At 73.2% G+C, this 20,506-nt stretch carries 17 protein-coding genes and 1 pseudogene; 11 read left to right on the forward strand and 7 right to left on the reverse strand.

All coding sequences use genetic code 11. From position 1 onward, the window contains the following. Positions 1-235 precede the first annotated feature (235 nt). Complete coding sequence (locus ACLJWH_RS08615) at positions 236-1,522, reverse strand: cytochrome P450 (RefSeq protein ID WP_411141007.1); 1,287 nt, start codon at positions 1,520-1,522, stop codon at positions 236-238. A gap of 759 nt (positions 1,523-2,281) precedes the next feature. Here ACLJWH_RS08615 and ACLJWH_RS08620 point away from each other — a divergent pair. From ACLJWH_RS08620 to ACLJWH_RS08640, 5 genes are all read left to right on the forward strand, one after another. Beyond that, positions 2,282-2,629, forward strand: coding sequence for a hypothetical protein (locus ACLJWH_RS08620; RefSeq protein ID WP_411141008.1), 348 nt, complete (start codon positions 2,282-2,284; stop codon positions 2,627-2,629). A gap of 199 nt (positions 2,630-2,828) precedes the next feature. Next, positions 2,829-4,310 (forward strand): FtsW/RodA/SpoVE family cell cycle protein, encoded by a 1,482-nt coding sequence (locus tag ACLJWH_RS08625; protein WP_411141009.1) that lies wholly within the window; start codon positions 2,829-2,831, stop codon positions 4,308-4,310. Continuing rightward, positions 4,307-5,758 carry a penicillin-binding transpeptidase domain-containing protein gene (locus ACLJWH_RS08630; RefSeq protein WP_411141010.1) on the forward strand — a complete coding sequence of 484 codons (1,452 nt, stop codon included), beginning with the start codon at positions 4,307-4,309 and terminating at the stop codon, positions 5,756-5,758. The genes ACLJWH_RS08625 and ACLJWH_RS08630 overlap by 4 nt, the downstream gene beginning before the upstream one ends. Positions 5,759-5,860: 102 nt before the next feature. Next, positions 5,861-6,352, forward strand: coding sequence for an HD domain-containing protein (locus tag ACLJWH_RS08635; protein WP_411141011.1), 492 nt, complete (start codon positions 5,861-5,863; stop codon positions 6,350-6,352). 361 nt (positions 6,353-6,713) lie between these two features. After that, positions 6,714-7,496: an ABC transporter ATP-binding protein gene (locus ACLJWH_RS08640; protein WP_411141349.1), complete on the forward strand. Its 783-nt coding sequence runs from the start codon at positions 6,714-6,716 to the stop codon at positions 7,494-7,496. 25 nt (positions 7,497-7,521) lie between these two features. On the opposite strand, the gene ACLJWH_RS08645 is transcribed toward ACLJWH_RS08640, so the two are convergent. Then, on the reverse strand, positions 7,522-8,640 hold the full coding sequence (locus ACLJWH_RS08645; protein ID WP_411141012.1) for a ferritin-like domain-containing protein: 1,119 nt from the start codon (positions 8,638-8,640) through the stop codon (positions 7,522-7,524). A gap of 167 nt (positions 8,641-8,807) precedes the next feature. On the opposite strand from ACLJWH_RS08645, the gene ACLJWH_RS08650 reads away from it, so the two are divergent. The 6 genes and pseudogenes from ACLJWH_RS08650 to ACLJWH_RS08675 all read left to right on the forward strand — a co-directional run bounded on the left by ACLJWH_RS08650 (position 8,808) and on the right by ACLJWH_RS08675 (position 13,961). Then, the gene (locus ACLJWH_RS08650; protein WP_411141013.1) at positions 8,808-9,761 is read left to right on the forward strand and encodes an AurF N-oxygenase family protein; all 954 of its coding nucleotides are present in this window, start codon (positions 8,808-8,810) and stop codon (positions 9,759-9,761) included. Between the two features lie 148 nt (positions 9,762-9,909). Further along, on the forward strand, positions 9,910-10,650 hold the full coding sequence (locus ACLJWH_RS08655) for a TetR/AcrR family transcriptional regulator (protein ID WP_411141014.1): 741 nt from the start codon (positions 9,910-9,912) through the stop codon (positions 10,648-10,650). 320 nt (positions 10,651-10,970) lie between these two features. After that, complete coding sequence (locus ACLJWH_RS08660) at positions 10,971-11,234, forward strand: hypothetical protein (protein ID WP_094791756.1); 264 nt, start codon at positions 10,971-10,973, stop codon at positions 11,232-11,234. Further along, positions 11,231-11,383: a hypothetical protein gene (locus tag ACLJWH_RS08665; RefSeq protein ID WP_411141015.1), complete on the forward strand. Its 153-nt coding sequence runs from the start codon at positions 11,231-11,233 to the stop codon at positions 11,381-11,383. Before ACLJWH_RS08660 ends, ACLJWH_RS08665 begins: the two co-directional genes overlap by 4 nt. Positions 11,384-11,717: 334 nt before the next feature. Then, positions 11,718-12,776 (forward strand): annotated as a pseudogene (locus tag ACLJWH_RS08670) (chitinase); the annotation flags it as partial. A gap of 189 nt (positions 12,777-12,965) precedes the next feature. Continuing rightward, positions 12,966-13,961, forward strand: a complete 996-nt coding sequence (locus ACLJWH_RS08675; RefSeq protein WP_411141016.1) for a hypothetical protein — start codon at positions 12,966-12,968, stop codon at positions 13,959-13,961. Here ACLJWH_RS08675 and ACLJWH_RS08680 read toward each other — a convergent pair. The 5 genes from ACLJWH_RS08680 to ACLJWH_RS08700 form a co-directional block, all read right to left on the reverse strand. Further along, positions 13,939-15,183: a styrene monooxygenase/indole monooxygenase family protein gene (locus tag ACLJWH_RS08680; RefSeq protein ID WP_411141017.1), complete on the reverse strand. Its 1,245-nt coding sequence runs from the start codon at positions 15,181-15,183 to the stop codon at positions 13,939-13,941. The two genes, ACLJWH_RS08675 and ACLJWH_RS08680, sit on opposite strands and share 23 nt — an antisense overlap. A 100-nt stretch (positions 15,184-15,283) precedes the next feature. Beyond that, positions 15,284-15,901, reverse strand: coding sequence for a GTP-binding protein (locus tag ACLJWH_RS08685; protein WP_411141018.1), 618 nt, complete (start codon positions 15,899-15,901; stop codon positions 15,284-15,286). 37 nt (positions 15,902-15,938) lie between these two features. After that, positions 15,939-16,340, reverse strand: a complete 402-nt coding sequence (locus ACLJWH_RS08690) for a DUF742 domain-containing protein (RefSeq protein WP_411141019.1) — start codon at positions 16,338-16,340, stop codon at positions 15,939-15,941. Next, a complete protein-coding gene (locus tag ACLJWH_RS08695; RefSeq protein ID WP_411141020.1) occupies positions 16,337-16,831 on the reverse strand; it encodes a roadblock/LC7 domain-containing protein in 495 nt (164 codons plus the stop codon). The genes ACLJWH_RS08690 and ACLJWH_RS08695 overlap by 4 nt, the downstream gene beginning before the upstream one ends. Next, positions 16,828-19,998 carry a nitrate- and nitrite sensing domain-containing protein gene (locus tag ACLJWH_RS08700; RefSeq protein WP_411141021.1) on the reverse strand — a complete coding sequence of 1,057 codons (3,171 nt, stop codon included), beginning with the start codon at positions 19,996-19,998 and terminating at the stop codon, positions 16,828-16,830. Before ACLJWH_RS08700 ends, ACLJWH_RS08695 begins: the two co-directional genes overlap by 4 nt. Positions 19,999-20,506: the final 508 nt, after the last annotated feature.

The following is a 20,506-nucleotide window of genomic DNA, read 5'->3' on the forward strand; positions in this document are numbered from 1 at the left end:
TCGGCCGTACGGCGCTGCCGCGTTGCCGCGTTGCCGATCCGGCCCCGCCGTGCGGGGGCACCGAGGCGCGGTGTCACCTAGGGGCGCGGCGCGCGGCCGCCCGTACGCCGTGCCCCGCGACGCCCCCGGCCCCACCCGCCCCGTTGCGGCTCTCGCTCGGCGGCGGAAAGCGACGACCGGGCACGCGGCCATTCGGCCAGGTGCCCGGTCGTGGGGTCGTCGCGAAAAGGGGCGGTCAGCCGTCGAGGCGTACCGGCAGGGACTCGATCCCGTAGACGATCGACAGTTTCCGGAATGCCAGCTCCTCCGGTTTGGCGTCCAGCCGCATATGGGGGAACCGGCGTACGAGCGCGGGATAGGCGGCGCGGAGTTCCATCCGGGCCAGTTCCGCGCCGACGCAGCGGTGGATTCCGTAACCGAAGGCGAGATGCGAGGGAACGTTGCGTGACGGGTCGAACCGCTCCATCTCCGGCCCCAGTTCGCCGTCCCGGTCCGCGCCGCTCAGGGAGCACAGCACCACATCCCCGGAGGCGATCTGCACGCCGCCGATCTCCAGGTCCTCGCGCGCGAAACGCGGGAACGCGACCTGTACGACGGTCAGGTAGCGCAGCAGCTCCTCGACATAGCGCTCGACCACCTCGTCGCCGTCCTTCAGGGCGGCGAAATGCTTCGGGTCCTGGAGGAGGACCAGGGCACCGAGCGCCAGCATGCTGGCCGTGGTCTCGAAACCGCCGGTCAGCACGCCGTCGGCCAGGCCCGCCAGTTCCTCGTCGCTGACCGAGTCGCCGTGTTCCTTCACGATCATGCCGAGCAGACCGTCGCCCGGATTCTCGCGCTGCTTCTTGACGACGTCCCGGAAGTAGGAAAGCGATTCCGATATGGCGCCGAAAGAAGCGTTCGCACCGCTGAAAAGGTCGAAGCGGGCGGCGCTGAGCCGCTCGAAGTCCGCACGGTCCTCATAAGGCACACCGAGGAGTTCACAAATAACCAGGGAAGGGATCGGCAGCGCGAAGGAATGGACGATGTCCACCGGTTCGCCGTTCTTGCCGGCGCGCTCCATGGCGTCCAGACGCTCTTCGACGATCTCGTGGATACGCGGCGTCAGCCGGCCGAGCCGGCGCATGGTGAATTCGGGGGTGAGCAGCCTGCGCAGCCGGGTGTGTACGGGCGGATCGGCGAAACCGAGACCACCGGGATTCTGGTCGGCCCCGGCACCGGCCTTGCCGACAAGGTTGGTGAAATCCGAGCTGAAGGCGTTGCCCTTTCCCAGTACCGCCTTGACTTCGTCGTAGCCGGTGACCAGCCAGACGTTGGCGGCTATCGGCACCGGGAGCTTGGTGATGGGTTCCTTCTCCCGGACGGCCGCCAGCTCGCCCACCGGGTCGAGTCCATCGCGCCGCAAAGGCATCAGGACAGACTCGGGCAAGAAAGACATTCGAGACAGGTCGAAGCCTTTCTTCTGTGTTCTCGCCAGATACATGCGGCCGGCCCAGGCGATGATCCGGGAGCGGAGAGTCGTCATGACGTTAATACTGCCTTTCGTCGAGGGAGATGGTCGCCCGCACCCGGTACCCCAAGGAAGCCGGGACAGCGCGGGACCTCCGCTCGGCGTGTATTGATGTGACGTATGCCATAGCCCCTCGCTCGCGGCGGTCATGGTCCAGGCCCATGCCGTCGACCGGTCGTCGGTCGTCCGCATCCAGCGTGACGAGCTCGGCCTTAGTTCTTTTCGTTCTGATGGAGTTTACAAACTGCCATTGCCCGCGATCACGGAACAACCCTTGGACGCCCCTGGGAAGACCCTGAATCATCCCCTACGACTCCCGGCGAAACGTCTACGAACGACTACGACTTCCGACGCAGACCCCGCCCCGCGACCTCCCCGGCTCCCCCGGCCTCCCGCACCGCCCCGTGGCCGGGGGATGGCCACCGCCTCCCGCCACACGGCCGCCGCACCGACCGGGAGCCGGCCCGCGCGCCGCGCCGCCACGGCATCCGACGGCGCCCGAGCGCGCCCGCACCGGGCGCGAACGCCCTGATTTTTCGGGCCTGACACTCTCACGAACAGTGATGAGTTGCGAACTCTCCGTTGCCTCCTTACCGTGAGGCGAGCAGGACAGGCAAAACACATCAAAGCGACACAAAATCGCACACGCGGCCGAGCTTGGGCGCAGATATCGCGCCAGCAGCGACGCCGCCCCGCCCCGTCCGTCACCCGGCGCCCGGCGACCTCCACTCGAACTCATCCCCCAGGGATCTTCCCCTCCGCAGGAGGAAGCGCATGTTTCCGAAGTCGAAGTCCGGCAAGCTCGCCCTCTGCGTCCTCGCGGGCGCACTGACCTCCGCCGTCGTGACCGGTCCGGCCCTGGCGTCCGGCGACGACGGCGAGCACGGCCGGTTCCGGGGCCGCGTCGTCGCCAGGGGCGGTCTGCTGGTCCGCTCGGGTCCGAGCGAGCACCACCGCGTGGTGGGCCACAACCGGTACGGCCGGATCGTCCGCATCGAGTGCAAGGTCACCGGCGAGAACGTGCGGGGCAACCGGCGCTGGTACAAGCTCGCCGACGGCAGGTACGCCTGGTCGTCCGCCCGCTACATCGTGAACATCGGCGAGCTGCCGCACTGGTGCTGACCCGGTCGTCGGGCGGGCACCGGCCGGACCCCCGCCGGCGCCCGCCCGACACCACCACCACGAACCGCCCGCCCGGCCCCACCGCCCCCGCCCATCGGGCCCGCCCTCCCCCACCCCGAACGCCACAACCTCCGCAACCGCCAGACCTGCATAACCGTCATAACGGAAATATGGGCCGCCACTTGCTACGTTGCCGGGCATGACGTCAACGGCGACGGCGGCCATCGCGACCCCGGCGGACACTCCCCCGCCGACCCCGCCGCAGCCCAGCCGGCGCGGCGTCGAACTGGCCCTCCTGGTAGGCGCCGTGCTCATCAGCGTCTGCGGCTATCTCGGTGTGGGCCTGGTCAAACAGCACGCCGTACCGGCCGACGCGGCGGGCTACGGCGCCGGGCTCGGCAGCCTCGCGCTCCTTGCCCACGTCGCCGTCCGCCTGCGCGCCCCGTACGCCGATCCGCTGCTGCTGCCGATCGCCGTGCTGCTCAACGGGCTCGGGCTGGTCTTCATCTTCCGGCTCGATCTGGAGACCCCCGACGACCAGGCCGCGCCCACCCAGCTGATCTGGTCCGCCGTCGGCGTCGCGCTCTTCACCGCCGTCGTGGTGCTGCTGCGCGACCACCGCGTGCTCCAGCGGTACGCCTACCTCTGTGCGGCCCTGGCGCTGCTCCTCATGGTCGCGCCGGGCCTCTTCCCGGCCGTCAACGGGGCGAAGATCTGGGTCCGGATCGCGGGGTTCTCCCTCCAGCCGGCCGAGTTCGCCAAGGTGCTCATCACCGTCTTCTTCGCCGCCTATCTGGCCGCCAACCGCAGCGCGCTGGCCCATACCGGCCGCCGGGTCGGCAGGCTGCGGCTGCCCGCCGGCCGGGTGCTCGGCCCGATCGTCACGATCTGGCTGCTCACGGTCGGCGTCCTGGTCCTGGAACGTGACCTGGGCACCTCTCTCCTCTTCTTCGCGGTCTTCGTCATCCTGCTGTACGTGGCCACCGGGCGGACCGGCTGGATCGCGGTCGGCCTGCTGCTCGCGGTGGCCGGCGCGGCCGCCGTCGGCACCGTGGAGCCGCATGTGCACGGCCGGGTCGAGGACTGGCTGCACCCCTTCGCCGGTATCGAGGCGGGCAAGGGGCCCGGCCAGCTCGCCCAGTCGCTGTTCGCCTTCGGCGCGGGCGGTGTGCTCGGCACCGGTCTCGGCCGGGGCGGTTCGCCGCTGATCGGCTTCGCCATGAAGTCCGACTTCATCCTGGCGACGTTCGGCGAGGAACTGGGGCTGGCCGGGCTGACCGCCGTCTTCCTGCTCTACGCGCTGCTGGCGGCCCGCGGCTACCGTGCCGCCCTGGGGCTGCGGAACCCGTTCGGCAGCCTGCTGGCCGTCGGCCTCGCCGCGCTGCCCGCCGTCCAGGTCTTCGTGATCGCGGGCGGGGTGACGGGGCTGATCCCGCTGACCGGCATGGCGATGCCGTTCCTCGCACAGGGCGGCTCGTCCGTCGTCACCAACTGGATCATCATCGCGCTGCTGCTGCGCCTCAGCGACCGGGCCCGCGCACCCGTGCCGCCGGACCGCGACGGAGCCGCCGCCGGCCACCCGGGCCCCACCGGCCCCGGCCCCCACGGCGACGGCCCCGGCCCCCTCTCCACCGTCGGCGGCAGCGCCGCCGTCCCCGCCGCCCGCGAGGCCGGACGGTGATCCGCGGCATCCGGCACGCCGCGGCCTTCTCGCTGCTGCTGCTCGTCGCCCTGCTGGTCAACTCCTCGCGGGTGCAGGTCTTCATGGCCGACGCGTACGCCGGGAACCCGGCCAACCGCCGTGCCGCGATGGCCCGTTACGGCCAGCCGCGGGGCGCCGTGCTCGTCGCGGGCCGGCCCGTCACCGGCTCCCGGGACAGCGGCGGCCGGCTGCGCTACGAGCGCACGTACACCGAGGGCCCGCTGTACGCGCCGGTCACCGGCTACTCCTCGCAGAGCTACGGCACCTCCCTCGTCGAACGCGCCGAGGACGGCATCCTCGCCGGCACCGACGGCCGGCTCACCACCTTCCCCTGGTGGGACGAGATGACCGGCGCCCGGCGGCCCGGCGGCAACGTCTCCACCACCATCCGGCCCGCGGTGCAGCGCGCCGCGTTCGACGGGCTCGGCGGCAAGAAGGGCGCGGTCGCCGCGGTCGAGCCGCGCACCGGCCGGATCCTCGCGCTGGCCAGCACCCCCTCGTACGACCCGAACCTGCTCTCCGGCAACGGCCGTTCGGTCACCGACGCCTGGCGGCGGCTGACCGGTGCCGCGGACCAGCCGATGCTCAACCGGGCCATCCGGCAGACCTATCCGCCCGGCTCCACCTTCAAGGTCATCACCGCGGCGGCCGCGCTGGACAGCGGCACGGTGCCCGATATCGACGCCCCGACGGGCGCCCCCGACCCGTACGCCCTGCCCGGCACCACCACCCGGCTGGACAACGCGGCGGGCGACTGCGCGGACGCCGGCCTCAAGGACGCCTTCCGGGCCTCCTGCGACACCGTCTTCGCGCATCTGGGTGCCGAGATCGGGCTGCCCGGTATGGTCGCGGCCGCCCAGCGGTTCGGCTTCAACGACGACCGGCTGCGCATCCCGTCCCCCGTCGCGCGGAGCAACTTCGACACCCGGATGGACACCGCGCAGGTCGCGCTCTCGGCCATCGGCCGGTACGACACCACCGCCACCCCGCTCCAGATGGCCATGGTCGCGGCGGCGGTCGCCAACGACGGCGTGCTGACGCCGCCGTATCTCGTCGACGCGGTGACCGATGCCCGGGGGCACGCCGTCGCCAGCGCCCCGCACCGGCCCTCGCGCCAGGCGGTCGGACCGGCCGCCGCCCGGCAGCTCCAGGAGCTGATGACCGATGTCGTCGAGAACGGCAGCGGCGCGCAGGCCGCCATCGAGGACGCCGTCGTCGGCGGCAAGACCGGCACCGCCCAGCACGGCGCTCACCACGAGGGCACGCCGTACGCCTGGTTCATCTCGTGGGCCAGGGCGAAGGAGAACAGCGAGTCCGCGGTGGCGGTGGCCGTGGTCGTCGAGGACGCGGCGGCCGGCCGCGCGGACATCAGCGGCGGCAGCGCGGCACCGATCGCCCGCGCGGTGATGCGGGCCGCACTGCGCTGACGGGTCGTCAGGATCCACGCGTCACACACCACGCACCGGGCGTCGCCCCCGTCACGGTGTACGTGCCCGGCGCCCGCCGTGACCTCGCGGCACAATGGCCGCATGGCCGACACGACCCCGGACCCGCTCCCGCCGACGCCCCCGGCGCGGCCCCCGTCGCTCTCCCTCGCCGAGGTGGCGGCGCTGGCCCGGCGCGCGCATGAGGGCCGGACCGACAAGGCGGGCCGTCCGTACGCGGAGCATCTGGCCGCGGTCGCGGCGGGGGTGCGCGAGCGCGGCGGCAGCGACGAGCAGATCGCCGCGGCCTGGCTGCACGACGCCGTCGAGGACGGCGTGCTCGCTCCGGAGTGGCTGGCCGGCGCGGCGCTCACCGGGGCGACCAAGGCCATGATCACGGCCGTCACCAAACGCGCGGGCGAGCCGGCCGAGGAGTACGCCGCCCGCATCCTGGCCACGCCCGGCGCACTGCTGGTCAAGGAGTCCGACCTCGCGCACAACGCCGATCCGGCGCGGCTGGCCGTCCTGGACGCGCCGACGCGGGCCCGGCTGACGGCGAAGTACGCGCGGATGCGGGCGCTTCTCGGACTGGCCTGAACGGCCGGGCCGGGGAACGGATCCCACGGGCCGCGGCGGCGACGCCACGCCCGGCGCGGCGGGCCGCACGGACCATCGGCCGGCCGGGCCACCTGCCGCGCGGCCCGGTCGGCCGACCGGGCCGGGGGCCGGGGCAGCCACCGGCCAAGAGCGTCGCGGGCCGAGGAAGTCGCAGGTCGAGCCGGTCACAGGTCCAGGCATCGGACGGCCCGCACAGAAAGGTGCCGTGCACAGCTACCCTGCGCCGATGCGCCCTTCGCACCCGTCGCGGCCCCCGGCCGCAGCACAGCCGTCACCGCAGCCGTCGCAGCCGTCGCAGCCGTCAGAGGCTTCCCGGACACCGGAGCCGCGCGCGGCCCGGGTGATCGCCGCCCTCGCCGGCGTCGGCGTCCGGCGCCACGCCACCGGACAGGTCATCCTCGACGCCGTCGACTGGACCGTCCGGTCCGGTGAGCACTGGGCGCTGCTCGGCGCGAACGGTGCGGGCAAGACGACCGTCCTGCGGCTGGCCGGCGCGCTGATGTTCCCCACCGTCGGCACCGTCGAGGTGCTCGGCCACCGGCTCGGCTCGGTGGACGTCCGCGAACTGCGCGCCGCCATCGGCCTGGTCTCCGGCGCGCAGCAGGTGCCGCAGGGCGCGACCGGCCACACCGTCGTCCTGACCGGCGCCACCGGGACCGTGCAGCCGCTGTGGCGGAAGTACGACGACGCCACCCGCGAGCGGGCCCACGGACTCCTCGCCGAGCTGGACTGCAAGGAGCTGGCGGACCGCCCGTTCGGGGTCTGCTCGGGCGGCCAGCGGGCCCGGATCCTGATCGCCCGCGCGCTGATGGCCGAGCCCTCGCTGCTGCTGCTCGACGAGCCGTTCAACGCGCTCGACCTGCCCTCCCGCGAGGACCTGATCGACGCGCTGCACCGACTGGCCCTGGGGCGACCGGAGTTGGCGACCGTGACGGTCACCCATCACCTGGAGGAGCTGTCGCCGGCCATCGGCCACGCGCTGCTGCTGCGGGACGGCCGGGTGACGGCGCGCGGTCCGGTGGCCGAGGTGCTGACCGGTGAGCGGATGACGGCCTGCTTCGGCCGCCCGATCGAGGTCTCCCGGCACGAGGGCCGCTGGCTGGCCCGGTCGGGCAGGCGCTGAGGTCGGCGGCGCCGACCGCGCCTCCTCAGCCCGCCCCCTCCTCCGCCGCGCCCTGCGCGATCGCCGCCGCGACCTCCGCCGTGCGGGCCTGTTCCTCGGCGGCGAAGCGCTGGGCGTCCAGCTCTTCGGCGAGTTCCTCGTCCTGGGCCATCAGCAGGTCGAGGTTGGCATCGCCCATCTCGTAGACGCCCAGGTCGGCGTAGGCGCGTTGCAGCCGCTCGCCCCAGAGGCCGATGTCCTTGACGCACGGCACGATCCGGCTGAAGAGCAACTTGCGGAAGAGGTGCAGGAATTCGGAGTTCTCGGTGATCTCGGCGGCCTCCTGCCGGGGTATGCCGAAGTTCTCCAGGACCTCCAGGCCGCGCAGCCGGTCGCGCATCAGATAGCAGCCCTCGATGACGAATTCCTCGCGTTCGCGCAGTTCGGCGTCGGTGAGCTGGCGGTAGTAGTCGCGCAGCGCCATCCGGCCGAAGGCGACATGGCGGGCCTCGTCCTGCATGACGTAGGTGAGTATCTGGCGGGGCAGCGGCTTGGTGGTGGTGTCGCGGATCATGCCGAAGGCGGCCAGTGCGAGGCCCTCGATCAGCACCTGCATGCCCAGGTACGGCATGTCCCAGCGGGCGTCCCGCAGGGTGTCGCCGAGCAGCGCCTGAAGGTTGTCGTTGACGGGGTAGAGCATCCCGATCTTGTCCTGGAGGAAGCGGCTGTAGATCTCGGCGTGCCGCGCCTCGTCCATGGTCTGGGTGGCGGAGTAGAACTTCGCGTCCAGGTCGGGGACGGATTCCACGATCCGGGCCGCGCACACCATCGCGCCCTGCTCACCGTGCAGGAACTGGCTGAACTGCCAGGAGGTGTAGTGCCGGCGCAGCTCGCCGCGGTCCTGCTCCGTCAGCTTGTCCCAGTACCGGGTGCCGTACAGGGCCATCGACTCGTCGGGGGTGCCGAGCGGGTTCCGGGGGTCCACTTCGAGGTCCCAGTCGATCCGCGTGGCGGCGTCCCACTGCCTGTCCTTGCCCTTCTGGTAGAGGGCGAGCAGCCGCTCCCGGCCGTCGCCGTACTCCCAGCTGAAGCGGGCCGAACCGGTGGCGGGCACCGTCCACAGGGCGTCGCCGGGGCCCTGCACATAGAGATCTCGGGTCGACACGAGCGCCTCCTGATTCACCGAACCCCTTGTCACGGGCGGTCGTTGGCAGGCTCACACGCTTCTTACCGGCGGGTCAATAAGTCGCACACAAGGGATTGACGTCCTTGCTGACACGCAGTCTCATAATACGTGACCGCGGGTAACCCCACTAGCGAGGTACCACAGCCATGACGAGTGTGACGACGACGACCGCGATGACCGTGCCGGACACCGAAGTCCTGCGGGACGCCCTCGGGCTGCTCAAGGACCGGGAGCAGGTGGCCGAACGACTGCTGGAGTCCTCCGCCAAGCACTCCTACGACCCGGACACCGCGCTCGACTGGGACGCGCCCCTGGAGGACGGCAAGTGGTTCTGGCCGCCGGAGCTGGTCTCGCTCTACGACACCCCCCTGTGGCGGCGGATGTCACCGGAGCAGCAGCAGGACCTGTCCCGGCACGAGGCCGCCTCGCTGGCCTCGCTGGGCATCTGGTTCGAGATCATCCTGATGCAGCTGCTGGTCCGGCACATCTACGACAAGCCGGTGACCAGCGCACACGTCCGCTACGCGCTCACCGAGATCGCCGACGAGTGCCGGCACTCCAAGATGTTCGCGCGCCTGATCCAGCGGAGCGGCGCACCGGCGTACCCGGTCTCCCGCCTCAACCACCAGCTCGCCCGCGTCCTCAAGACCGTCTCCACCACCCCGGGTTCGTTCGCCTGCACCCTGCTCGGTGAGGAGATCCTCGACTGGATGCAGCGGCTGACGTTCCCGGACGAGCGGGTGCAGACCCTCGTACGCGGGGTGACCCGTATCCATGTCGTCGAGGAGGCCCGGCACGTCCGCTACGCGCGCGAGGAGCTGCGCCGCCAGATGGTCACCGCACCGCGCTGGGAACGGGAGTTGACCCGGATCAGCTCCGGCGAGGCGGCCCGGGTCTTCTCCGTCGCGTTCGTCAATCCGGAGGTCTACGCCCGCGTCGGCCTGGACAAGCGTGAGGCCGTCGCCCAGGTGAAGGCCAGCGGCCACCGCCGCGAGGTCATGCGGACCGGCGCCCGGCGGCTCACCGACTTCCTGGACGAGATCGGCGTACTGCGCGGCGTGGGCCGCCGGTTGTGGACGAGCTCGGGACTGCTGGCCTGAGGGCGGACCGGACGGCCGGCGCGCGGGCAAGGGGCCCGGACGCCCGCGCCGGGACGGGTGCGCAGGCGCGGCCCGGCCCGGCCAAAGGCCCACCGGCGCGTACGCGCACCTGTGCGAAGGGAAATCCGGGGCGGTTACGCTGCTGTCCATGAACGGCAGCGGCACCGCCCCAGCAGTACCCCGACCCGCCTACCGCAGACTGAGCGTCGAGCAACGCCGCAGCCAACTGCTCGGCGCGGCCCTGGGCCTGTTCGCCCAACGCGCCCCCGAGGACGTCTCGCTGGACGATGTCGCGACCGCCGCCGAGGTCTCGCGGCCGCTCGTCTACCGCTACTTCCCCGGCGGCAAGCCGCAGTTGTACGAGGCCGCGCTGCGCAGCGCGGCCGAGGACCTCGAACGCTGCTTCGCCGAGCCGCAGTCCGGTCCGCTCACCCAGCGGCTCTCCCGCGCGCTGGACCGCTATCTGACGTTCGTCGACGGGCACGACACGGGGTTCAGCGCACTGCTCCAGGGCGGCAGCGTCGTGGCGACCTCCCGGACGTCCGCGATCGTGGACCAGGTGCGGCGCGCCGCCGCCGATCAGATCCTGCGCCATCTGGGCGAGCCGGAGCCCGGTCCGCGGCTGCGGACGGCGGTCCGCATGTGGATCACCGCCGTCGAGGGCGCCTCGCTGATCTGGCTCGACGGCGGCAAACAGCCTCCCCTCGACGAGCTGCGCGACGGGCTGGTCGACCACTTCATCGCGCTGCTGGCCGCGACCGCCGCCCGCGATGCGCAGACCGCGCGGGTGACCCGGGCGGCGCTGGCGCTGGAGACCCCCGACGGCCCGGTCGGCGATCTGGTCCGCCGCCTGCTCCCGCTCGTGCGCGACGCGTCCCATCTGCTGTGAGCCACGGCGTCAGGTCTGTTGCGCGGTGCGGCGGCGGACCCGCCGCAGCCCACGGTGACGCGCCCGCCGCCCGCCGCGCCCCCGGCCCGCGACGTGGCGGTGCGCCCCGGCGGCGCGCGGCCCCGCCAAGGGCTGTCCCGTCATACCTGGTGGATCAGCGCGCGGCGTCAGATGCGGTGCATCGCAAGGCGGAGGAGCGTCCGCATACCGGGTGTATGTGGACGTTCCGACAACGCGGCGAGGTGCCGTAGCTGTCGTCGCGCGCCCGCCAGGTATGACGGGACAGCCCTTGGGCGCACGCGGGGTGTGACACTGAAGGCGTGAGAAGCGAGAACACCCCCTTCGTCGGCGGACCGCTGGACGGCCGGGTGCTGCCGGTGCTGCTCGGCGCGACCGGCCAGCCACCGAAGACGTACGAGATCCCGGTGCCGAACGACGACGGGCGGCCGCCGACGCTGTACCTCTACCGGCGCGCCCCCGGGCGGGTGGGACGGCTGGGGCTGCCGAGCGGCTGGAAGTACGAGTACGACCCGGAGGGCAAACCGCCGGGCGGCCCCAAGTGGCCGTGGCAGAAGCGGAGTTGACGGGGCCGGAGACCGGCGCCACGGTCATCGGCGCGACCGCCGCCCCGGCCATCACCTCGGCCGTCGACGCGTCTGCCGCCCCGTCACCACCACCGGTGAGCCCCGCGGCCACCGCCGCACCCACCACCGAGTCTGGTCCGGACCATTGACACTAGTGGTCTAGTCCTGTTTGCTGCCTGCCCAGGGGAGCCGCCCCAAGCCTCCCTGGCCGGCCCCAGCCCGCAGGGGCGGCTCCCCTCCCGCTCGGCCCGCGCACCCCCCACTCCAGCGCCGTCGACCGAAGGAGCAGCCCCCATGCGTCTCCGTTCCCGCCGCCCCTCCCCCACCGGCCCCACCCGGCACTCCCGCCGGCACCCCCGGACCCGGCCCGCCGCGCTGGCCGCCGTCGCGCTGGCGGCCGTCCTGGGGCTCACCGCCCAGCCGGGGACCGCGCGCGCCGCCGCGGCCCCGGAGACCGCTCCGGCCGGCGCCCGGCCGGGGACCGCCGCGCTCCCCGCGCACACCCTCGTCGGCTACCTCCACACCAGCTTCGCCAACGGCTCCGGCTACACCCGGCTCGCCGACGTTCCCGACAGCTGGGGGATCATCGATCTGGCCTTCGGCGAGCCGACCTCGGCCACCTCGGGCGATATCCGCTTCGCGCTCTGTCCGCAGGCCGAGTGCCCGGGAGTGGAGTCCGAGGACGAGTTCAAGGCCGCGGTCAAGGCCAAGCAGGCGGCGGGCAAGAAGGTGCTGATCTCCATCGGCGGGCAGAACGGCCAGGTCCAGCTCACCACCACCGCGGCCCGCGACGCGTTCGTGCGGTCGGTCGGCGCCGTCATCGACCGCTACGGCCTCGACGGCCTGGACATCGACTTCGAGGGCCACTCGCTCTCCCTGGACGACGGCGACACCGACTTCAAGAACCCCACCACCCCCGCCGTCGTCAACCTCATCTCCGCGGTGCGGACCCTCAAGGCCGAGTACGGCGCGGGCTTCACGCTGACCATGGCGCCGGAGACCTTCTTCGTCCAGCTCGGCTACCAGTTCTACGGCTCCGGGCCGTTCGGCGGACAGGACCCGCGGGCCGGCGCGTACCTCCCGGTCATCCACGCGCTGCGCGACGACCTCACCCTGCTGCACGTCCAGGACTACAACTCGGGCCCGATCATGGGGCTGGACGGGCAGTACCACACCATGGGCGGCGCGGACTTCCACATCGCGATGACGGACATGCTGCTGACCGGCTTCCCCGTGGCGGGCAACAAGGACAACGTCTTTCCCCCGCTCCAGCCGTCCCAGGTCGCCATCGGCCTGCCCGCCTCCCCCCTCGCGGGCAACGGCTACACCCCGCCCGCGCAGGTCACCGAGGCGCTCGACTGCCTGACGAAGAACACCGGCTGCGGCGGCTACCAGCCGCACGGCAGCCGGCCCGGTCTGCGCGGTCTGATGGCCTGGTCGGTCAACTGGGACCGCTACAACAACGGCGAGTTCCAGAAGAACTTCGACAGCTACTTCGGCGGCAGCTCCGCCGGACGCGCCGACCGCCGTTCCGGCGGCTGACCGAGTGATCCGACCGCCGCGCCCCTCGCCCTTCCGCCCCCATTCGCCCTAAATGTATGACTGTCATGACACGATCCGGATCGCGGCCGGCCGCTCGGCCGGACGGTCGGTCAGGTGGTCGGTCAGACGGTCGGACGGTCCGGGTACGGAGTACGCGGCCGGGCGGCCACGGGAGTCGGAGGTGGGCGTGTGTCCGGACGGTTCCCGCGCTGGGCGGGCGCGCTGGCGGTCGTCGGCGCCGTGACCCTGACGCTGCCCGCGTACTCGGTGCTCGCCGAACCGGGACCGGCGCCACCGCACACGGGGGCACCGGGCACCTGGGCCACGGACACCGGCGCCACGGCCGGCGGCGCGTCGGGTACCGGGCCGCCGGAGACGGCGTCGCGGGACACCGGCGAGGGCGGCCTCGGGCGGGTCACCGAGGGCGTCGACGGGGGCGGCACCGAGACCCGCACCGGCACCACCACCGGCACCGCCGCGGGACCGGAGACCCGTACGGGCACCCGGCCGGACCCGGACGCGGGGGTGGACGCGGAGCGGGAGACCGGGGCGGACGCCGATCCGGACGCCGGCGCCGAGGACCGTACCGGGGCCGGTACCGGCCCCGCCGTCCGTGACCCCGGCGCCCTGCTCGGACGGCTGCGGACGCTCTACCGCGCGAGCGAGGCGTCCGCCGCGGCGTACCGGGAGAGCCGGGCGGACCTCAGGACGGCGCGGCAGCGGGCCGAGGCGCTCACCGCCCGGCTGGCGGCGGCGCGTGCGCGGCTGGCCGGCGGGCGGGCCGACGTGGGACGGCTGGCGCGGCAGCAGTACCAGGGGGCGGGGCCGGGCGTGCTCGCGTCGTATCTGCGGATCCTGTGGGCCAGGGATCCGCAGCGGGCGATGGACCGGGGCCAGGTGCTCCGGCAGGCGGCCGGCGGGCAGGCCGCCGTCGTCGCCCGGCTCACCGCGGAGGAGCGGCGGGCCGGCCGGCTGGCCCGCCGGGAGCGCGCCGCGCTCGCCGAGCAGCGGCGGCTCACCGACCGGTGCAAGGAGCGGCGGAACGCGGCGCGGGCCGGGCTCAAGGCCGTCGAGCGGCTGCTCGCCGGGCTCTCCGAGGAACAGCTCGCCCGGCTGGGCCGGCCGGGGGCCCCGGTCGCGGACGGCCGGGGCGCGGCGGAGATCAGCCGACCGGCTGCCCGGTGAACGAGCCGAGGTAGGCGTTGGCCTTGTCCGGGTCGTAGAAGAAGTTCTCGAAGTCGGCCGGGTTGTTGAAGCCGTTGGCGAAGCGGTCGGCGACGGGCTGGAGCTGGCCGGCCGCGCCGATGATGTTGAGGACGTGCTCGGGCGGCGGCGCCAGCATCGCGTTGGTCCACTTCGTGACGTGCTGGGCGGTCTGCCAGTAGCGGTCGAAGGTGGCCTGCATCCACTCCGCGTCGAACGGCTGGTCGCCGCGCTCGACGATGGAGGCGAGGTAGGCGGCGGCGCACTTGGAGGCCGAGTTGGAGCCCTGGCCGGTGATCGGGTCGTTGGCGACGACGACATCCGCGACGCCGAGGACCAGACCGCCGGAGGGCAGCCGGCCGATGGGGTGCCGCACGGTCGGGGCGTAGCGGCCGGCCAGTGTGCCGTTGGCGTCGGTCAGCTCGACCTCGGTGGAACGGGCGTACTCCCAGGGCAGGAACCGCTTCAGCAGCTCCAGGGTCATGGCGAGGTGCTCGTTCGGGTCCTTGATGCCCTGGAAGGCGTCCAGCGGGCCGCCGGGTACGCCCTCCCAGAAGAGGATGTCGGCGCGGCCGGTGTTCGTGAGCGTCGGCATGACGAAGAGCTCGCCGACGCCAGGGACGAGGTTGCAGCGCACCGCGTCGAACTCGGGGTGCTCGGGGCGCGGGCCCATGCCGTGGACGTAGGCGACGGAGAGCGCCCGCTGCGGGGCGTCGTACGGCGAACGCGACGCGTCCCGGCCGAACATGGAGACCAGCTCGCCCTTGCCGGCCGAGACCAGCGTCAGGTCGTAGCGGCTCGCGAAGAAGTCCAGGTCGGAGACGGCCGCGCCGTGGATGACGAGCTGGCCGCCGCGCTGCGCGAAGGTCTCCATCCAGCCGGCCATCTTGACCCGCTGGTCGACGGACTGCGCGTAGCCGTCCAGTTTGCCCACCCAGTCGACGGCGCGCGAGGCGTCGGGGGCGGCGACCGAGACGCCCAGGCCCTCGATGCGCGGGGCCTGGCTCTCCCAGAAGTTGACGCCCAGGTCGCGCTCGTGCTGGAGGGCGGTGTGGAACATGCACTGCGTCGACATGACCCGGCCGGAGCGGATCTCGTCGGCGGTGCGGTTGGACATGAGGGTGACCTCGTAGCCCTTGGACTGGAGGCCCAGGGCGAGTTGGAGACCGGACTGACCGGCTCCGATGATGAGTATCTTCCGCATGGCGGCGCTCTTCTCTGCTTACTGTGCTGCTGCTTCAGGGGGGTGGCGTCGTGGGCGGGCCCGCCCCGCGGCGGGCCCGGCGTGCTCGTGGGGCGGCGGCCTATTCGGGCGTGACGTCCAGGGCCTGCCCGACCAGCGCGAGCAGCGCCTCGATCACCGTGGCCCGCTTGCGCGCGTCCATGATCACGATCGGCACGTGCGGCGGCACCGTCAGCGCGTCACGGACGTCCTCCGCGGCGTACGCGGGCGTCCCCTCGAAGTGGTTGACCGCGACGACGTAGGGCAGCTGGCAGCTCTCGAAGTAGTCCAGTGCCGGGAAGCAGTCCTCCAGCCGCCGGGTGTCGGCCATCACGACCGCGCCGATCGCACCGCGCACCAGGTCGTCCCACATGAACCAGAAGCGCTGCTGTCCGGGTGTGCCGAACAGGTAGAGCACCAGTTCCTGGTCGAGGGTGATCCGTCCGAAGTCCATCGCGACCGTGGTCGTGGTCTTGTCCGGGGTGGCGCTGAGATCGTCCGTGTCGGCGCTGGCCTGCGTCATCAGCGCCTCGGTCTTGAGCGGCGTGATCTCCGAGACCGATCCGACGAACGTCGTCTTGCCGACGCCGAAACCGCCCGCCACCACGATCTTGGTGGCGACCGGTGCCTGCGTGCGGTCCGTCTGCCAGCTCTGCAACCCCGCCTCGGCGGCCGGTGCCACGGCATCGGCCCGGCCCACGGAGCCGGTGGTCGACGCCGGCCCGGCCGGTATCGTGTCAGAGCCGTTGAAGTCCACTCAGCACCCTTTCGAGCAGCGCGCGGTCCGGCCGGCCGGTGCCGTGCCCGGTGCCGTAGACGCGAATCTTTCCCTGGTCGGCGAGATCGCTGAGCAGTACGCGGACCACGCCCAGCGGCATCTTGAGCAGCGCGGATATCTCCGCGACCGAGCGCATCCGTCGGCACAGCTCGACGATCGCGCGCATCTCCGGCATCACCCGGTCGCCCCAGCCGCCGGACGTCAGCTCGCGCCGCTCCTCGGGGGCGTCCAGCGCGGCCACGAACGTCTCGACGAGCAGGACGTGGCCGAACCGCGTCCGGCCGCCGGTGAGCGAGTACGGCCGGACGCGTGCGGGTTTCCGGTCCCCGCCGCGTACGGGGAGTTTGGCGGTGGGGCTCACTGGGCGCTCTCCATCGACTTGCGCAGCTCGCTGCGGAGTTCGGGGGTGAGGACATGGCCTGCCCGGCCGACGAACAGCGCCATGTGGTAGGCGATGACGCTCATATCGCAGTCGGGGGTGGCGTGGACGCCGAGCAGTGAACCGTCGCTGACGGCCATGACGAAGAGGCTGCCCTCGTCCATCGCGACCATCGTCTGCTTGACGACTCCGCCGTTCATCAGCTTCGCGGCGCCGTTGGTGAGGCTGCCGAGCCCGGAGACGATGGTGGCGAGGTCGGCGCTGGACCCCCTGGGCCCGTTGTTCTCACCGGTCTGCGCCGCCTCGTCCGCCCGGTCGGGGTCCGAGGACAGCAGCAGCAGTCCGTCGGAGGAGACCACGGCGACCGAGCGGATACCGGGCACCTCGTCGACCAGGTTGGTCAGCAGCCAGTGCAGATTCCTTGCCTGACTGCTCGGACCGCGTCCCTGAGCAGTGGGCGCTTGCGCGTTCAATCGCGTGCCTCCTCGACAACGTGGCTCTCTCCCGGGGCCCCCGCGCCGTCGGTGTCCTTCTGTGGGATGGTCTGCTCCGCTGTTCGCTCCGCGATCTCCGCCTCCACCTCGCGCCGGCCGTCCCGGGCCCCTTGCTGGAATCCCCCGAGCCGGCGCCGCAGTGCCTCGGCGTGCGCCGCGCCGCTCTTGCGCGGCGCGGCGGCCGGCTTCTGCTGCGCCACGACCTTGGGGGTCCGCTTGGGCAGTCCGGTGACGGTGGTCCGCCGCTGTCCCTGCTCCGGTACGGCGGCGGGGGCGTCGGCCGGCCCGGCTCCCGGGACCGCGTCGCCCGCGGCCGCGTGGGCCGGTGCGTCGTCCGGTGCCGGTGCCGGTGCCGGTGCCGCGTCGGTCGCGGGACGGCTGTGCTGGTCCGGTCCGACGGCGTACGGGTCGGACGCGGCGGGCCGGACCGGTGCGGCGTGCCGGCCGCCGCCGGGGGCCGGGGCCGCCGGGGCGTCGGCCGGGGCCGTCGCCTCGTCGGGCCGGGTGTGCTCGGCGGCGCCGGTGGCGTACGGGCCGGACGACCGCGGGCCGTACGGGCTCGGGTCGGGCGCGGCATGGGTGGTGGGGCCGGCCGGCCCGCCGAGACCGGCCGCGTCGATGGCCCGCTCCGCCGCGGCGACGAGGGGATCGGTGGCGGGGGTGAACGGCCGGCCGGGGGCCGGACCGGTCCCCTGGCCGGTGTCCTGCCCGCCGTCCCGGTCCGGGACGATGACCGGGAGCTGGATGGTGGAGTCGTCGAAGGGCGCGGGGCCGGGGGCCGGGGCCTGCGGTGCGGCGGGCTCGGCGGGCACGGCAGGAGCAGCCGGTGCGACAGGTGCGGCCGGTGCGGTGGCCAGGTCGGCGCCACTGTCCGCGGCCGCACCGGGGCCGCTGTCCGCGCCGCCGTCCGTGCCGCCGGGCTCCGTACGGTCCGCGGTGTGCGGTGCGTCGTCGGCGTCCGCGTCGGGCCGGCCGGTCGCCGGATCGGTCCGCGGCATCCGCGTCTGGAGGGTGTTGGAGTTCGCCTCGGCGACCGAGCCGGGCAGGCTCGGTGCGGCGCCCGCGGCGGTGGACGCCGCCGGTCCGCCGACCGGGTCCGGGGCGGCGGGCAGGATCGAGCCGGGCAGCACGACGACGGCGGCGATACCGCCCTGCTCCTGTTCGCGCAGCTGCACCCGTACGCCGTGCCGGGCGGCCAGCCGCACCACGACGTACAGTCCGAGGCCCAGCGCCTCGTCGATGGTCTCGGCGGCCGCCGCCCCCGCCGCGTCCGCCAGCCGGGCGTTGAGCTCCGCCATCCGGTCCGCGGTCATGCCGATGCCCTCGTCCTGCACGGAGAGCATCACCTCGCCGGTCTCCAGCAGCCAGCCGGAGAGCTCGACATGCGCCTCCGGCGGCGAGAACGAGGTGGCGTTCTCCAGGAGTTCGGCGACCAGGTGGCTGATGTCGTCCGCGGCGAACCCGGCGACCTGGGCGTGCGGCGGCAGGGACCGGACGCGGACCCGCTGGTAGCGCTCGATCTCACTGATCGAGGCGCGCAGCACGTCCAGCAGCGGTACGGGACCCGGGTGGCCGCTGCCGTGTTCCGCGCCCGCCAGGACGAGGAGGTTCTCGCTGTTGCGGCGCATCCGCGCGGCGAAGTGGTCCAGCTTGAAGAGGGTCTCCAGCCGCTCCGGGTCCACCTCGCTCTCCTCCAGCGACTCGATGACGCCGAGCTGGCGCTCCACCAGGCCGAGGGTGCGCAGCGAGAGGTTGACGAACTGGCCGTGCACGCCGGTGCGCAGCGCCGTCAGCCGCTCGGTGAGGTCGGCCAGTTGCTCGGTCAGCTCGGCGCGCTGCCCGGTCAGGTCGGCCAGCTGCCCGGTGAGCTCGGTCAGCTGCCCGGTGCGGGCGGCCAGCTCCCTCTTGAGCTCCACCCGCTCGTCCTGGAGCACATCGCGCTCGGCGACCAGCCGCTGCCGGCCGCCGACCAGCCGGGTGCGCTCGCCCTCCAGCTCCCCGGTCCGCACGGCCAGCTCGCCGACCTTGCCGTGCAGCGCGTTGACGGACCGTACGGTGGCGGCGAACTCGTCGTTGCGGCCCTTGAAGGCGATGGGCTCCTCGTGCGACGGGTCGGCGGCGACCCGCTGGGCGCCGAGCCGCAGCGCGGCGAGCGGGCGGGTCATCGAACGCGCGGCGGAGACACCGGCGCCGACCGCGACCAGCAGGCAGAGCCCGGCGAGCGCGATGCGGATCTCCAGTGCCGTCACATCGTCGTCGCGCAGCCCGCCGAGCCGCTCGGTGTCGGCGGTGGCCATCGCGGACTCGACACCGCGCATCAGCCCGACGCGGGCGGTGAGGGCGGCCCGCACCCGGTCGCGGCCGATCGTCTGGTCGGCGGTGTCCAGGCGCGGCTGGGCGGTGAGCCGGGTCAGGTAGTTCTCGGCGTTGGTGACGTCGGTGCCGTTGACGGTGCGGTCGTAGCGGTCCCGCGCGCCGGCGCTCGCGGACTGCGCGAAGTCGGCGAGCGCGCCCTGTTCGCGGGTGTGCGCGAGCTGGGCGGCGGTGGTCAGCTTGGTCTGCGGGCCGCCCGCGCCCAGTGCGGCGAGCAGCAGACCGCGGGTGGCGGCGGCCTGGTCGGTGGCGCGGCCGAGGGCGGGCAGTGCGCGGGTGTCGGCGTCGGCGCCGTTCGCGCGGGCCGGCAGTCCACGGGCGATATCGGCACTGATCGCGCCGAGCGCCTGGACGGCCTTGGTGTACGCGGTGAAGGTGTCCTCGGCCGATCCGGGCCCGGACAGCGCCTTCTGACGGGTCTGCGGCAGTGCGGTGAGGAGGGTGTCGGCGGCGGTGAACACCGCGCTCTCCCCGGCGGTGCCGTGGGACTTCGCGCGCAGCTCGGTGATCTGCCGGTCCACGCGGGCGCGCTGGTCCTCCGGGACCCCGGCGCCGGACTTGCTGCTGCGGCCGCCGGCGACGTAGGCGGTCATGGCGTCGCGCTCGTCGGCGAGGGAGTGCGCGAGCGTGATGGCGCGCGCGTTCAGCTCGGCGAGGTCGACGAGTTGCTGGCTGGTGTGGGTGTTGTCGACGGCGGTCATGACGCCGGGCGCACCGGCCCCCAGGACGGCCACCGCGACGACGGCGACGGCCCCGACGAGACGGTTGCGCACCCGTGCGGCGGGGCGCCCTCTGCGGTCTCCACCGCTGCCCGCCGTCCCCGGACCGGGGACCGGACCCGTGCCCGGTCCCGAGACCGAACGGGCCGGTGATCCCGGCTTCCCTGCGCCGCCCCGAAGCCGCTTCTTCCGCACCGCTGCTCGCATTCCTGTCTCGCCTGCCCACGCCGTGTGGCCTCGCGGACCCGGCTCGCTCCTCCGCTCGCGGGGCGGATCTGCGCGGAGACCGCAGCAGCGCACACGTCCGCGAAGGGAAACAGCCCGGCTCTGCGCGTTGCGACGAACGTCCTGGCCCACCCCAATGATCCGGGAAACGACCATTCCACCGGCGCTGCGCAGTGGCTCGGCAACACATGCCCGACCACCTGAACGAGTGAACATCAATCCGAGTTTGACCATCAACTTCCGCGCACCGGCGGGACGGGCCGCAACCTCGCGCAACCCCCCGGCGGGTTTGGAGAACCGCCGCGGTCCTGAAAAGATGCGCGCCCGCATCCCGCCC

Origin of the sequence: Streptomyces sp. x-80, from assembly GCF_046549095.1 — a bacterium.
Taxonomy (GTDB): domain Bacteria; phylum Actinomycetota; class Actinomycetes; order Streptomycetales; family Streptomycetaceae; genus Streptomyces; species Streptomyces celluloflavus.